14 protein-coding genes are annotated in these 13,443 nt (G+C 71.1%); 10 read left to right on the top strand and 4 right to left on the bottom strand.

Going from position 1 to position 13,443, the window contains the following annotated elements; translation table 11 throughout:
- Positions 1-13 precede the first annotated feature (13 nt).
- Positions 14-640, bottom strand: coding sequence for a TetR family transcriptional regulator (locus ADK36_RS38405; RefSeq protein ID WP_053200880.1), 627 nt, complete (start codon positions 638-640; stop codon positions 14-16).
- A 145-nt stretch (positions 641-785) separates the two neighbouring features.
- Here ADK36_RS38405 and ADK36_RS49735 point away from each other — a divergent pair, with 145 nt between their 5' ends.
- From ADK36_RS49735 to ADK36_RS38395, 3 genes are all read left to right on the top strand, one after another.
- On the top strand, positions 786-938 hold the full coding sequence (locus ADK36_RS49735) for a hypothetical protein (RefSeq protein WP_048580557.1): 153 nt from the start codon (positions 786-788) through the stop codon (positions 936-938).
- Positions 939-981: 43 nt separating this feature from the next.
- Positions 982-1,260 (top strand): hypothetical protein, encoded by a 279-nt coding sequence (locus ADK36_RS38400; RefSeq protein WP_048580558.1) that lies wholly within the window; start codon positions 982-984, stop codon positions 1,258-1,260.
- A 148-nt stretch (positions 1,261-1,408) separates the two neighbouring features.
- Entirely contained in the window at positions 1,409-2,584 is a 1,176-nt protein-coding gene (locus ADK36_RS38395; RefSeq protein ID WP_048580559.1) for a cysteine desulfurase family protein, read from the top strand.
- A 43-nt stretch (positions 2,585-2,627) separates the two neighbouring features.
- On the opposite strand, the gene ADK36_RS38390 is transcribed toward ADK36_RS38395, so the two are convergent.
- Positions 2,628-3,293, bottom strand: coding sequence for an N-acetylmuramoyl-L-alanine amidase (locus ADK36_RS38390; protein WP_048580560.1), 666 nt, complete (start codon positions 3,291-3,293; stop codon positions 2,628-2,630).
- A 59-nt stretch (positions 3,294-3,352) separates the two neighbouring features.
- Between ADK36_RS38390 and mnmA the strand changes: the two genes are divergently transcribed.
- Complete coding sequence (mnmA, locus tag ADK36_RS38385; RefSeq protein WP_048580561.1) at positions 3,353-4,483, top strand: tRNA 2-thiouridine(34) synthase MnmA; 1,131 nt, start codon at positions 3,353-3,355, stop codon at positions 4,481-4,483.
- A 19-nt stretch (positions 4,484-4,502) separates the two neighbouring features.
- Here the strand turns inward: mnmA and ADK36_RS38380 are convergent, their stop codons facing one another.
- Positions 4,503-5,285 (bottom strand): alpha/beta fold hydrolase, encoded by a 783-nt coding sequence (locus ADK36_RS38380; protein ID WP_048580562.1) that lies wholly within the window; start codon positions 5,283-5,285, stop codon positions 4,503-4,505.
- A 37-nt stretch (positions 5,286-5,322) separates the two neighbouring features.
- Complete coding sequence (locus ADK36_RS38375) at positions 5,323-5,646, bottom strand: DUF427 domain-containing protein (protein WP_053200878.1); 324 nt, start codon at positions 5,644-5,646, stop codon at positions 5,323-5,325.
- 50 nt (positions 5,647-5,696) lie between these two features.
- Here ADK36_RS38375 and ADK36_RS38370 point away from each other — a divergent pair, with 50 nt between their 5' ends.
- From ADK36_RS38370 to gatC, 6 genes are all read left to right on the top strand, one after another.
- Entirely contained in the window at positions 5,697-6,236 is a 540-nt protein-coding gene (locus ADK36_RS38370) for a TIGR00730 family Rossman fold protein (protein WP_030051161.1), read from the top strand.
- An 18-nt stretch (positions 6,237-6,254) separates the two neighbouring features.
- Positions 6,255-6,953 (top strand): SDR family oxidoreductase, encoded by a 699-nt coding sequence (locus tag ADK36_RS38365; RefSeq protein ID WP_053200876.1) that lies wholly within the window; start codon positions 6,255-6,257, stop codon positions 6,951-6,953.
- Positions 6,954-7,181: 228 nt separating this feature from the next.
- Positions 7,182-8,183, top strand: a complete 1,002-nt coding sequence (locus ADK36_RS38360) for a methionine synthase (protein ID WP_078916135.1) — start codon at positions 7,182-7,184, stop codon at positions 8,181-8,183.
- Positions 8,184-8,198: 15 nt separating this feature from the next.
- Complete coding sequence (gene ligA, locus ADK36_RS38355; protein ID WP_053200874.1) at positions 8,199-10,391, top strand: NAD-dependent DNA ligase LigA; 2,193 nt, start codon at positions 8,199-8,201, stop codon at positions 10,389-10,391.
- A 271-nt stretch (positions 10,392-10,662) separates the two neighbouring features.
- Positions 10,663-12,909, top strand: coding sequence for a putative bifunctional diguanylate cyclase/phosphodiesterase (locus ADK36_RS38350; RefSeq protein ID WP_048580566.1), 2,247 nt, complete (start codon positions 10,663-10,665; stop codon positions 12,907-12,909).
- A gap of 233 nt (positions 12,910-13,142) precedes the next feature.
- Positions 13,143-13,439, top strand: coding sequence for an Asp-tRNA(Asn)/Glu-tRNA(Gln) amidotransferase subunit GatC (gene gatC, locus ADK36_RS38345; RefSeq protein WP_007384860.1), 297 nt, complete (start codon positions 13,143-13,145; stop codon positions 13,437-13,439).
- The last annotated feature ends 4 nt before the right edge of the window (positions 13,440-13,443 follow it).

The following is a 13,443-nucleotide window of genomic DNA, read 5'->3' as shown; positions in this document are numbered from 1 at the left end:
GCGTTGCCGGCGCTCAATCCAGCCAATGTTCCCGGCCGATGCTGATCAACCGCATCTGGCGGGTCGCGACCTGGGCGACGCGCCGCCGCTCCTCCTCCGGCGCCTCCAGGACGTCCAGGAACAGCGAAGCCGTCATCAGCATCTGGTCGACGTAGAGGTTGGCGAGCATGAGCAGGTCGTCATCGCTCCAGCCCTCGGAGACCGGGTCCTCGGCGAGCGCGACCTTGACCTCCTCGGCGAAACGGGCGAGCTGGTCCTGGATGGCCTCCCGCACCGACTGCACCCCGCCGTGCCGCTCACGGGCGATGAAGCGGACGTGGGCCGGCTGTGTCTCGACGTGGTGGGCGATCAACTCGACGGCCCGCTCTATGCGTTGGTCGCTGTCCCCGGCCGAGGAGACGGTCGTCCGGATCATGGGATGCAGGCTGCCCAGCGCCTCCTCGACGAGGGCGACGCCGAGGTCGGCGGTGGAGCGGAAGTGCCGGTAGAAGGCGGTCGGCGCGACGCCGACGGCGCGGGTGACCTCGCGCAGGCCCAGGCTGCTCAGGCTCTGCTCCTCCAGCAGACCCAACGCCGCGTCCAGGAGCGCCTGTCGGGTCTTCTGCTTCTGCGCCTGCCGGATACCGAGGGTGTGACTCATACCATGCAGTTAACAACTGTTCTCCGGAATTGAAAAGCCGTGGGGCGCGCTAGACTTGGGAGTCAGTGAACAACTGTTACTACAACTGTTCACCGAAACGTAACGAGTGAGATCAACGAGAGATCTCGAAGGGGGATTCGATCCCATGTTGTTCCTCGTCGCAGCGCTCCTGCTGCTGGGCGTGCTGCTGGGCACCGTGGCCCACGCACCACTCGCCTTCACCGTCGCCGCCGCCGCCGTGATCGCCGCCTGGCTGGGCATCTTCGCCGCCCGCGAGCGCCGCGCCCGCCGCCACTGACTCCGTCCACCGCACCGAACCGACTTCTCGGGAGCTGACACCCATGCAACTCACCGCCCCGGCCACCGGCCGCCCCGGCACCCGCACTCGTACCCGCGACGCCGACGGGATGGCCGTGGCGTCCTTCATCCTCGGCCTCCTCGGCCTCCTGGTCTTCAACCTCTTCCTCGGTCCGACCGCCATCGTCCTGGCCGCGGCGTCCCTGTGGCGCGGCACCGAGCGCCGGGGCCGGGCGTACCTGGGTATGGGCCTGGGCGTCGCCGACCTGCTGGTTCTGCTGGCGTTCGTGCAGATGGACAACACGCTGTCCTGGAGCTTCTGACCACTGCGGGCAGACGTTCCGCGGGGGCGATGAGGCTGGGCACGGCCCGCGGCGCCGGGTGTCACGCGATCGACGCCAAGGGCAACGCAGGCGGGGCACTACCGTCCCCCCAAGCCCAGCGCGGCGGCCACGTAGAATCGTCGCCACCATGGCTTACCTCGACCACGCCGCGACGACCCCCATGCTCCCGGAGGCGGCAGAGGCGCTGACCGCCCAGCTGAGCGTCACCGGCAACGCTTCCTCCCTCCACGCGTCCGGCCGCCGCGCCAGGCGCACCGTCGAGGAGGCCCGCGAGACCCTCGCGGAAGCGCTCGGCGCCCGCCCCAGCGAGGTCGTCTTCACCTCCGGCGGCACCGAGGCCGACAACCTCGCGGTCAAGGGCCTGTACTGGTCCCGCCGCGACGCCGACCCCGCAGGCACCCGCACTCGCGTCCTGGCCAGCCCCGTCGAGCATCACGCCGTCCTCGACGCCGTCCACTGGCTCGGCGAGCACGAGGGCGCCACCGTCGAGTACCTCCCGGTCGACGCGCACGGGCGGGTCCACCCGGACGCTCTGCGTGAAGCCATCGCCCGCAACCCCCAGGATGTCGCCCTCGCCACCGTGATGTGGGCCAACAACGAGATCGGCACCGTCATGCCGATCCGTGAACTGGCCGACGTGGCAAGGGAGTTCGACGTCCCCCTGCACGCCGACGCGGTCCAGGCATTCGGTCAGGTACCGGTCGACTTCGCCGCCTCCGGGCTCGCCGCGATGACGGTCTCCGGTCACAAGATCGGCGGTCCGTACGGCATCGGAGCCCTGCTTCTCGGCCGTGAGTACGCCCCCGTCCCCGTCCTGCACGGCGGCGGCCAGGAGCGCCACGTCCGCTCCGGCACCCTCGACGTCCCCGCCGTAGCCTCCTTCGCGGTCGCCGGCCGTCTCGCCGCCGAGCAGCGCGAGTGGTTCGACCGGGAGATCGGCGCCCTGCGGGACGCCCTGGTCGAGGCGGTCCGTACGGCGGTTCCGGACGCGATCCTCGGCGGCGACCCGGCACCCGGCGGCCGCCTCCCGGCCAACGCGCACTTCACCTTCCCGGGCTGCGAGGGCGATTCCCTGCTGCTGCTCCTCGACGCCCAGGGCATCGAGTGCTCCACCGGCTCCGCCTGCACGGCGGGCGTCGCCCAGCCCAGCCACGTCCTCCTGGCCACCGGCACCGACCCGGAACTGGCCCGCGGCACCCTCCGCTTCTCCCTCGGCCACACCTCCACGGAGGCCGACGTCGAGGCGGTCGCCAAGGCGATCGGGTCGGCGGTGGAAAGGGCCCGGGCGGCCGGGCTCACGTAGGCGGCTGTACGGGGCCGCCGGGCTCGCCCCCGGGGCCGGGCCGCTAAGCGGGCGCCGTACGCGCCGCCCGCACGAGCTTCATGTACCGGTCCCAGTCCCAGTGCTCCCCGGGATCCGTGTGATCGGTCCCCGGCACCTCCACGTGCCCGATGATGTGCTCGCGGTCGACGGGAATGTCGTAGCGCGCGCATATTCGGGCCGTGAGCCGCGCCGAGGCCTCGTACATCTCGTCCGTGAGGTCCTGCGGCCGGTCCACGAAGCCCTCGTGCTCGATGCCGATGCTGCGTTCGTTGTAGTCGCGGTTGCCCGCGTGGTACGCCACGTCCAGCTCGCGGATCATCTGTGTGACGTGGCCGTCCTTGCGGACGATGTAGTGCGCGGCCGCGCCGTGCTCCGGGTCCTGGAACACCTTCACCGCGCTGTCGAAGCTGCCCTGGGTGACATGGATGATCACCATGTCCACGCCGTAGTCGTCGGGACGGTCCGCCCGTCGCCAGTTCTCGTCCGACGCCGCCACCCACCGCGCCCCGGCGTAGTCGACCTCGCCCTCCTTGCGCGGCTTCTCCACGCCGGGAACCCGCCACCACAGGCGCGCGAGTTCGTCGCGGGCCAGCACGGCCGATCCCGCCGCGGCCACCGTCCCACCGATCAGCAACGCGCGACGCCCGACCTTCCGGTCGCCGTCCTTCGGAGCCTTCCGCTGTCCCATGTGATCGTCAACGGATACCCGCGGGCCCTGGTTCCCGCGCCCCGTACCCTGGAAGGGTTATGACTGACACCGCGCAGCCCTCCCGCCCCCTCCGCGTCCTCGCCGCCATGTCCGGCGGGGTCGATTCCGCCGTCGCCGCCGCCCGCGCGGCCGAAGCGGGCCACGACGTGACCGGCGTCCACCTCGCGCTCTCCGCGAACCCTCAATCCTTCCGCACGGGCGCGCGGGGCTGCTGCACCATCGAGGACTCCCGCGACGCCCGCCGCGCCGCGGACGTGATCGGCATCCCGTTCTACGTGTGGGACCTCGCCGACCGCTTCCGCGAGGACGTGGTGGACGACTTCATCGCCGAGTACGAGGCCGGCCGTACCCCGAACCCGTGCCTGCGCTGCAACGAGAAGATCAAGTTCGCGGCCCTGCTGGACAAGGCGCTGGCCCTCGGCTTCGACGCCGTCTGCACCGGCCACTACGCCCAGGTCGTCCTGCGTGAGGACGGCACACGCGAGCTGCACCGCGCCTCCGACATGGCCAAGGACCAGTCGTACGTCCTCGGCGTCCTGGACGGCAAGCAGCTGGCGCACGCGATGTTCCCGCTCGGCGACACGGTGACGACGAAGGACGAGATCCGAGCGGAGGCCGAGCGCAGGGGTCTCGCGGTCGCGAAGAAGCCCGACTCGCACGACATCTGCTTCATCGCCGACGGCGACACCCAGGGCTTCCTCGCGAACCGCCTCGGCAAGGCGGAGGGCGACATCGTCGACGAGTCCGGCGCCAAGCTCGGCACGCACGAGGGTGCCTACGGCTTCACCATCGGCCAGCGCAAGGGCCTGCGCATCGGCACCCCGGCCCCCGACGGCAAGCCGCGCTACGTCCTCGACATCTCGCCGGTGAACAACACGGTGACGGTCGGCCCGGCGGCCTCCCTGGACGTCGGCGCCCTCACCGCCGTCAAGCCCCGCTGGTGCGGCGCCGCCCCGACCGGGCCCGGCACCTACACCGCCCAGCTCCGCGCCCACGGCGGCGAGACCGAGGTGACCGCCGAGCTGATCGACGGCTCCCTGGAGGTCACCTTCACCGAGCCGGTCCGGGGCGTGGCGCCGGGCCAGGCGATCGTGCTGTACGACGGCACGCGCGTGGTGGGGTCGGCGACGATCGCCTCTACGGTGCGGGCGACCGCTACGGCCGTCTGAGTCGGCTCGGTCATCCCGCTCACCCCCTGAAGAACTCCGCCAGCACCGGCCCGAGCACCTCCGGCTCCACCATGTGGGTCTGACCCTCAAGGCTCCGGTACACCCCCTCGGGCACGGCCTCCGCGACCGCCCGCGCGGCCGCACGCATCCATGCCGGGCTCGCGCCGCCCGCGACCGACAGCACCGGGACCGTGATCGACGCCAGCCGGTCCCGGGGTACCAGACCGTCGCCCATCACGGCGTCGTCGTAGGCCAGGCTCGGCGCGATCGTCTCCATGCCGCGCCACATGGGGGACTGGCGGGCGCCCTGGATCATCTGCTCGGCCATCCCGGTGAGTCGTAGGAACAGCTCGACCGCGTCCCCGCGGCGCCCGTGCGTGAGCGCCTCGCTCAGGTGCGCGGTGTACTCGGCGTACCGCGTCGCGCCGTCTTCCAGGAAGTCGGCGAACGGCACCTCGTACACCGCGACCTGACGCACCGGCAGACCGCTCGCCGCCGCCTCAAGGGCGAGCGCGCCGCCCGACGAGATGCCGCACAGCGCCGCCTCGCCGCCCACCGCCTCGATCAGCGCGGCGAGGTCCTCGACCTCGCGCTCCACCGCGTACGGCTGCGTGTCGCCGCTCTCACCCCGCCCTCGGCGGTCGTACGGGACGACCCTGAAGCGGTCCGCCAGAGGCACGGCCAGCGGCGCCACGGTGCCCCCCGTGGACATCGCGCCGCTGACGAGGATCACCGTCGGACCCTGTCCGGTGCTCTCGTACGCGAGGGAGGTGCCGTCGCGCGAAATGGTCTTCTTGTCCATGGGTGTGGAGACTGCCGTACGGCACGCGACTAATCGATCACGACACTTCGACTTCGTAGAAGCAGAGGTGATCCTTGATCTCCGCCACGTCCGGCTTCGGGTCCGGGTACGCCCAGACGAGGTCCGCCGCGTCCGGCAGCGACCAGTAGGAGGCCGTTCCCTTGAAGGGGCAGTAGGTGTGGGTGTCGGAAGGCGTCAGCAGGTCCAGGCGTACGTCCTCGGCGGGGACGTAGTACCGCGGGGGACAGCCCGTCTCGCGCAGGACGAGCGGCCGGTCGCTCTCCGCGAGGACCTGGTCGCCGTGAACCACCCGCACGCGCCGCGTGCCCTGCTCGATCGTGATCGTGTGTCCGTCAGCCATATCCGAAAAGCGCTCGCGGGCGCCGGGTTCTTCCCGCGTACGGTGGCTGCATGCGAATCTGCGTCTTCCTCTCCGCCGCCGACCTCGACGACCGTTACACGCGCCCCGCGCGCGAGTTCGCGAAACTGCTGGGCAAGGGCGGGCACACGCTCGTGTGGGGCGGGTCCGACGTGGGGCTGATGAAGGTGGTGGCCGACGGCGTGCAGGAGGCGGGCGGCCGGCTGGTCGGGGTCTCCGTGCAGTTCCTGGCCGCCAAGGCGCGCCCCGGCGTGGACGAGATGGTGATCGCGAAGGACCTGGCCGAGCGCAAGAGGCTGCTGCTGGAGAAGGCCGACGCGGTAGTGATCATGGTCGGTGGTACGGGGACCTTGGACGAGGCGACGGAGATCCTTGAGCTGAAGAAGCACGGCCACACGGACAAGCCCGTGGTCCTGCTCAACACCGCGGGCTTCTACGACGGCCTCAAGGAGCAGTTCCGCCGCATGGAGGACGAGGGCTTCCTGCCCCGGCCGCTGACCGACCTGGTGTTCTTCGCGGAGGAGCCGGTGGGGGCGCTGGCGTACCTGGAGGAGAGCCAGGGAGTGGAGTGAACCGCGACTGATGCGAGCATGGCGGGCATGGCTACACATGTGATCACCGGAGCGGGCTCCGGCATCGGCGCGGCCGTCGCCCGCCGCCTGCACGCGCGCGGGGACGAACTCGTCCTCCACGCGCGCGACGCGGCCCGAGCGAAGGAGCTGGCGGCGGAGTTCCCCGGCGCGAAGACGCTGGTCGGCGACCTGGCGGACCCGGACAAGCTGTCCTGGGCCTTCTCCCACCAGTCGCTCCCCGACCGCGTTGACTCCCTGCTGCACATCGCGGGAGTCGTGGACCTCGGCCCGGTGGGCGACCTGACCCCGAAGTCCTGGCGCCACCAGCTCAACGTCAACCTGATCTCCCCGGCCGAACTGACCCGCCACTTCCTCCCCCAGCTCCGGGCCACCCGCGGCCACGTGCTCTTCGTCAACTCGGGTGCCGGACTCAACGCCCACGCCGACTGGTCCGCCTACGCCGCGTCGAAGCACGGTCTGAAGGCCCTCGCGGACTCCCTCCGCCACGAGGAGCACCCCAACGGTGTCCGCGTCACCACCGTCTACCCCGGCCGCACGGCAAGCCCCATGCAGGCCAAGGTCCACCAGCAGGAGGGCAAGGAGTACGACGCGTCGAAGTGGATCGACCCCGAGTCGGTGGCGACGACGATCCTGCTGGCCCTGGACCTCCCGAGAGACGCGGAGATCAACGACCTGACGGTACGCCCGGGCCGCTGACCACGCGACGCCCACCGCCTTTCTCCGCCCCCGCCGCCCCTACCCGTCCCATCCCTGAGCGCTGCGTCCCCAGACCCCCGCCATCGGCCCTGCGGGCCTCGTCCTCAAACGCCGGACGGGCTGAAAGACTCAGCCCCTCCGGCGTTTGAGGAGCGGGGGCTGGCGCGGAGGAGCCCCAGGAGGATGGGACGGGTAGGGGCGGCGGGGGCGAAAACATAGGCTGCACATGTGAACGCAGACATTCGCTTCGGCGCAGCCACCGCCATCGGCTCCATGCCCGGCGGCGACGCCCGCGAGGCCGCCAGAACCGTCACCGGCTCCTTCGAGGACTTCCCGTACCTCGCCGAGCTCCCCGCCCGCGGCCCCGGCGCGGACATGATCGGCCGCACCGCCGGAATGCTCGTCGAGCTGTACGCACGCGTGGAGCCCAGCGGTTGGCGCATCGGCGACCGCCCGGGCCGCGACACCCGTCGTGCCCGCTCCTGGCTGGGCGAGGACCTCGACGCGCTGGAGGAGTTCACTCAGGGGTACGACGGGCAGTTGAAGATCCAGGCCGTGGGCCCCTGGACCCTGGCAGCGGCACTGGAGTTGAGGAACGGCGAGGCAGCCCTCTCCGACGCCGGCGCCTGCCGCGACCTCACCGCCTCGCTCGCCGAGGGCCTGCGCCTGCACCTGGAGGAGGTCCACCGCCGCATCCCCGGCGCCCAGCTCGTCCTCCAACTCGACGAGCCCTCCCTCACCGCCGTACTCCGCGGACAGGTCAAGTCCGCCAGCGGCTACCGCACCCATCGCGCCGTCGACCGCCAGATCGTCGAGGCGGGCCTGCGAGACGTCGTCGGGGTTCACGGCGACGGCCCCGTCGTGGTCCACTCGTGCGCACCGGACGTCCCGTTCGCCCTCCTGCGTCGGGCGGGCGCGACGGCGATCTCCTTCGACTTCTCCCTCCTCACCGAGCGTGACGACGACACGATCGGCGAGGTGGTGGAAGCGGGGACCCGGCTCTTCGCAGGTGTCATCCCGGGCACGGACGGCCGATTGTCAGACCCTGCCGGTAGCGTCATGGGTGTCAGGACGCTGTGGCGCAGGCTGGGGCTGTCACCGGGGCTTCTCGCGAAGGCAGTCACGGTCACGCCGTCGTGCGGACTCGCGGGGGCCTCCCCGGAGTACGCGCGCAAGGCACTCGCCCACTGCGTCCAGGCGGCGAGATCCCTCGCGGACAACCCAGAGTAACGGGAGGACCATACGGTGGCCGGCGACAAGCAAGCGGAGACGACGGTGCCCGCCGAGGCACGGGAGAAGCACGCGAAGCTCGCTGAGCAGATCGAGGAGCACCGCTTCCGGTACTACGTGAACGACGCTCCGGTCATCAGCGACGCGGAGTTCGACAAGTTGCTGCGCTCGCTGGAGGCGCTGGAGGAGGAGCACCCGGAGCTGCGCACGCCGGACTCGCCGACCCAGAAGGTCGCGGGCGCGTACGAGACGGAGTTCACGGCCGTCCAGCACCGCGAGCGCATGCTCTCGCTCGACAACGCCTTCGACGACCTGGAACTCGCGGCCTGGGCCGAGCGCGTCCACAGGGACGTCGGCAACCCGGGCTATCACTTCCTGTGCGAACTCAAGGTCGACGGCCTCGCCGTCAACCTCACTTACGAGCACGGCCGCCTCACCCGCGCGGCGACCCGGGGCGACGGCCGCACCGGCGAGGACATCACCCCCAATGTCCGTACGATCGCGGACATTCCGGACCGCCTCAAGGGTGACCGCATCCCGGACCTCGTGGAGATCCGGGGCGAGGTCTACTTCCCGATGGAGAAGTTCGAGGAGCTCAACGCCCGCCTGGTCGAGGCCGGCGACAAGCCCTTCGCCAACCCGCGCAACGCGGCCGCCGGTTCCCTGCGCCAGAAGGACCCGCGCGTCACCGCCACCCGCCCCCTGCACATGGTCGTCCACGGCATCGGCGCGCTGGCCGGCTTCGACGGCATGACCCGTCTCTCCGAGGCGTACGACCTGCTCAAGACCTGGGGCCTGCCCACCGCCCGGCACAACAAGGTGGTCGACGACCTCGACGGCGTCCGGTCGTTCATCTCCTACTTCGGCGAGAACCGGCACTCCGTGGAGCACGAGATCGACGGTGTCGTCGTCAAGCTCGACGAGATCCCCCTCCAGGGACGGCTGGGCTCCACCTCGCGCGCACCGCGCTGGGCGATCGCGTACAAGTACGCGCCGGAAGAGGTCAACACCAAGCTCATCAACATCCGCGTGGGCGTGGGCCGTACGGGCCGGGTCACGCCGTACGCCCAGGTCGAACCGGTCACGGTCGCGGGCTCGGAGGTCGAGTTCGCCACCCTGCACAACCAGGACGTCGTGAAGCTGAAGGGCGTCCTCATCGGCGACACCGTCGTGCTGCGCAAGGCCGGTGACGTCATCCCGGAGATCCTCGGACCCGTCGTCGACCTGCGCGACGGCAGCGAGCGCGAGTTCGTGATGCCCTCCGAGTGCCCGGAGTGCGGTACGGCGCTCAGGCCCATGAAGGAGGGCGACGTCGACCTGCGCTGCCCGAACGCCCGTACCTGCCCGGCCCAGTTGCGTGAGCGCCTGTTCTACCTCGCGGGCCGCAAGGCACTCGACATCGAGCACTTCGGCTACGTCGCCGCCGCCGCGCTCACCAAGCCGCTGGAGCCGTCCGAGCCGCCGCTCGTCGACGAGGGCGACCTCTTCGACCTGACCGTCGAGCAACTGCTGCCCATCAAGGCGTACGTCCTCGACCAGGACAGCGGTCTGCCCAAGCGCGACCCGAAGACCGGCGAGGAGAAGATCGCCACGGTCTTCGCCAACCAGCAGGGCGAACCCAGGAAGAACGCGGTCGCGATGCTGGACAACATCGCCGCGGCCAAGGAGCGCCCGCTCGCCCGGATCATCACCGGCCTGTCGATCCGTCACGTCGGACCGGTCGCCGCCGAGGCGCTGGCCCGCGAGTTCCGCTCCATCGACCGCATCGAACAGGCCAGTGAGGAGGAGTTGGCGAACACCGACGGCGTCGGCCCGATCATCGCCGCCTCGCTCAAGGAGTGGTTCGCCGAGGAGTGGCACCAGGAGATCCTCCGCAAGTGGAAGGCGGCCGGTGTCCGCATGGAGGAGGAGGGCTCCGGCGAGGACGAAGGCCCCCGCCCCCTGGAAGGGCTTACCGTCGTTGTCACCGGCACGCTGGAGCGTTTCACCCGCGACGGCGCCAAGGAGGCCCTGCAAAGTCGCGGAGCGAAGGTGACCGGTTCCGTTTCGAAGAAGACATCCTTCGTCGTGGTGGGCGACAGCCCTGGGTCCAAGTACGACAAGGCCATGCAGCTCAAAGTGCCTGTTCTGAACGAGGACGGCTTCACCGTGCTCCTGGAACAGGGGCCCGACGCGGCGGCCGAAGTTGCCCTCCCCATCGAGGGTTAGCGGTTGAAGGCCACCGGATCGGCGCATACCAGATGCATACGGGTGGCTGGGGCGCATTCGGGCAACCGTCGACGACCGCTGCCCGTGGAAGCCTTCTGCGGCCTACTGTTGAGGTGTGCGCCTGCCGTGCCCAGCTGCGGTCGGGGCATCCCCTTGCTCTCGAAGAGCCTTGAAGGGCGGGGGAAGGGTTTTCCAACGCGGTGCCGTTGAAGGTTGTCGTCGGGCATCGGGCCGCGTGGCGTGGGCACCGCCGGCTGTGAGAGGGACGGGAATGGAACCGACCGAGAGCGCCGCCCCTGACTCACGGCTGCGCCGCATGGCCGGCGTGTGGCGGGGGTGGGCGGCGCGCACCGCGGAGCGTTCGCGGATGGAAAGAGGCGTAGGGGGCGGCGGCGCCGGGCAGCACACCGTGGCGGACGGCCGCGCCGGGGTGCGGCTCGACTCCGAGCACACCGCCGGGCTGCCCGACTCCGACCACGAACGGCACCTGTCCTGGCCCGCGCTGCCCGCGGCGGTGGTAGCGGCGGCCGGGTTCGTCCTCGGCGCCGGCTTCTACCGGGCCTTCTCCGGCGACCACGCCCTCTTCCCGGCCGGCACCGTCGGCTGGTCCCTCGCCGTGCTGACCGGCATCATCGTCGGTCACCTGGTCGCGCTCGGCCGCGCCCGCTGGTGGGGCGGCACCGGCTCCGGCGCCGCCCTCACCCTCGCTGTTCTGCTGCTGTACGGCTGGGTCCCTGCCGGCATGGTCAGCCTCACCGTCGTCGTCCTGGTCGGCGTCGCCCGCCGGGGCCGATGGCGGCAGGGCGTGCTGCACGGCGCGGTGGACATCCTCGGCATCGCCGCCGGGGCCCTGGTGCTGGCCGCCTTCGGCCGCGTGCCGACCGTCGAGAACCCGTGGAACCCCGACACCTGGACGCTCTACACCGCCCCGGGCGTGGTACTCGTCGCCGCCGCCTATCTCGCGGTCACCCGGGTCCTGCTCTGGTACCTGAACGCCCCGCGCGGCGGTCTGCCCACCGTCGCCCGCACCGCCCTGGTCCGACAGGGCCTGGTCGCCGTCGCGCTGCTCGGCATCGCGCCGCTGGTGTGCGTGGTCGCCATCGCCAAGCCCCTCCTGCTGCCGCTGTTCGCCATCCCTCTCATCGCCCTCGACTCCACTCTGTGGATAGCTCGGGCCCGGGCCGAGGAGCAGTTGCGCGATCCGCTGACGGGACTGCCCAACCGGCAGTGGCTGCTGGAACGGATCTGGACAGCGCTCGACGACGCCGAGCGCATCGGCGCCCGCTCCGCCCTCATGCTGATCGACCTCGACCGTTTCCGATCGGTCAATGACACGCTCGGTCATCTCGCCGGTGACCGGTTGCTGTTGCAGATAGCTGACCGGCTGCGCCTCGCCCTGCCCCGCGGAGCGGAGGCCGCGCGGCTCGGCGGCGACGAGTTCGCCGTCTTACTGCCGGTCGCCGACTCCACGACGTCCGCGACCCGGGTGGCCCGCAGCCTGGTCGCCGCCCTCAGCTCCCCGCTCGACCTCGACGGCCTCACCCTGGTCCTGGAGGCCAGTGCGGGCGTCGCCGTCTTCCCCGACCACGCCCTCGACGCCGAGGGATTGCTGCGGCGCGCGGACGTCGCGATGTACCAGGCGAAGCGGGACCGCACGGGCGTGGAGGTCTACGAGTCGAAGCGGGACTCCAACACCCCGGACCGGCTGGGCCTGCTGGGCGATCTGCGCCGAGCGCTCGACGCGCAGGAGGTCGAGCTGCACTACCAGCCGAAGGTCCGCTTCGACGGACAGGTCGCCGGCCTGGAGGCGCTGGTCCGCTGGGTGCATCCCGAGCGCGGGAAGGTGCCGCCGGACGAGTTCATAGCGATCGCCGAGTCGTCGGGGCTGATGCCGCATCTGACCGAGTACGTGCTGGAGACGGCGCTCGGGCAGGTGGCGCGGTGGCGTGCGCAGGGCCTGTACGTGCCCGTCGCGGTCAACGTCTCGCCGCGCGATGTCCACACCCCCGGATTCGCGGGCTCGGTGGCCGCCCGGCTCGCCCGGCACGGTGTCCCGGCGGGAGCGCTCCAGCTGGAGATAACGGAACACGTCCTCCTGGAGGACCCGCAGCGGGCCGCGGACACGCTCGCCGGGCTGACCGGGCACGGCGTGAAGATGTCCCTGGACGACTTCGGCACCGGGTACTCGTCCCTGGTGCACCTCAGACGGCTGCCCGTGAGCGAGCTGAAGATCGACCGTTCGTTCGTGGCCCGGCTCGCGGTCGACAACGAGGACGCGGAGATCGTGCGCTGCACGGTCGACCTGGCGCACTCCCTGGGCCTGCTCGTGGTCGCCGAGGGCGTCGAGGACGACGAGACCTGGGAACGCCTGCGGGACCTGGGCTGTGACGCCGTACAGGGCTGGCTCGTCGCTGCGGCGATGCCGCCGGAGGAGACCACGGCGTGGCTGCGGGCGCGAGGGTCGCGTGGGTGGCAGCGCCCGCGGGCGGCCCTGCCGGCGGCCGCGGCCGACGAGTAGCTCGTTTCGAACAGGGGAGGGGCCGGGATTTTCTGACGCCGGTCCGCTTCTTTCAGCCTGTCCGGCGTTTTGAGGACGAGGCCCGAAGGGCCGATGGCGGGGGTCTGGGGGCGCAGCCCCCAGTGATGGGACGGGTAGGGGCGGCGGGGGCGAGGAAACCGCGTAACGGTCACCCGCCGCGGCCCCATAGGATTGGCCCCAAACCACACACACTCACCCCAGAGGATCGCTGCATGCCTGGCATCACGCGCGAGGAGGTCGCCCACCTCGCCCGGCTGGCGCGTCTGGAGCTGAAGCCCGAAGAGCTCGAGCACTTCGCGGGACAGCTGGACGACATCATCGGCGCGGTCGCACGCGTCAGTGAGGTCGCCGACCAAGACGTACCGCCGACCTCGCACCCGCTCCCGCTGACGAACGTCATGCGCGCGGACGAGGTCCGTCCGTCGCTCACCCCCGAGCAGGCGCTCTCCGGCGCCCCGGCCCAGGAGCAGCAGCGTTTCAAGGTGCCGCAGATCCTGGGGGAGGACTAACCGC

This window comes from Streptomyces viridochromogenes (genome assembly GCF_001270495.1).
In the GTDB taxonomy this organism is placed as follows: domain Bacteria; phylum Actinomycetota; class Actinomycetes; order Streptomycetales; family Streptomycetaceae; genus Streptomyces; species Streptomyces viridochromogenes_A.
Note: the sequence above shows the minus strand (reverse complement) of the source record. Positions and strands in the feature narration are given on the sequence as shown.

Bases quoted from the DNA above. Each gene is read 5' to 3' on its own strand.
- ADK36_RS38365 (WP_053200876.1), top strand. From the start codon at position 6,255: ATGGCGGGCATGGCTACACATGTGATCACCGGAGCGGGCTCCGGCATC.
- ADK36_RS38350 (WP_048580566.1), top strand. From the start codon at position 10,663: ATGGAACCGACCGAGAGCGCCGCCCCTGACTCACGGCTGCGCCGCATG.
- ADK36_RS38400 (WP_048580558.1), top strand. From the start codon at position 982: ATGCAACTCACCGCCCCGGCCACCGGCCGCCCCGGCACCCGCACTCGT.
- ADK36_RS38395 (WP_048580559.1), top strand. From the start codon at position 1,409: ATGGCTTACCTCGACCACGCCGCGACGACCCCCATGCTCCCGGAGGCG.
- ADK36_RS38390 (WP_048580560.1), bottom strand. From the start codon at position 3,293: ATGGGACAGCGGAAGGCTCCGAAGGACGGCGACCGGAAGGTCGGGCGT.
- ADK36_RS38380 (WP_048580562.1), bottom strand. From the start codon at position 5,285: ATGGACAAGAAGACCATTTCGCGCGACGGCACCTCCCTCGCGTACGAG.
- ADK36_RS38405 (WP_053200880.1), bottom strand. From the start codon at position 640: ATGAGTCACACCCTCGGTATCCGGCAGGCGCAGAAGCAGAAGACCCGA.
- mnmA (WP_048580561.1), top strand. From the start codon at position 3,353: ATGACTGACACCGCGCAGCCCTCCCGCCCCCTCCGCGTCCTCGCCGCC.
- ADK36_RS38375 (WP_053200878.1), bottom strand. From the start codon at position 5,646: ATGGCTGACGGACACACGATCACGATCGAGCAGGGCACGCGGCGCGTG.
- ADK36_RS38370 (WP_030051161.1), top strand. From the start codon at position 5,697: ATGCGAATCTGCGTCTTCCTCTCCGCCGCCGACCTCGACGACCGTTAC.
- gatC (WP_007384860.1), top strand. From the start codon at position 13,143: ATGCCTGGCATCACGCGCGAGGAGGTCGCCCACCTCGCCCGGCTGGCG.
- ADK36_RS49735 (WP_048580557.1), top strand. From the start codon at position 786: ATGTTGTTCCTCGTCGCAGCGCTCCTGCTGCTGGGCGTGCTGCTGGGC.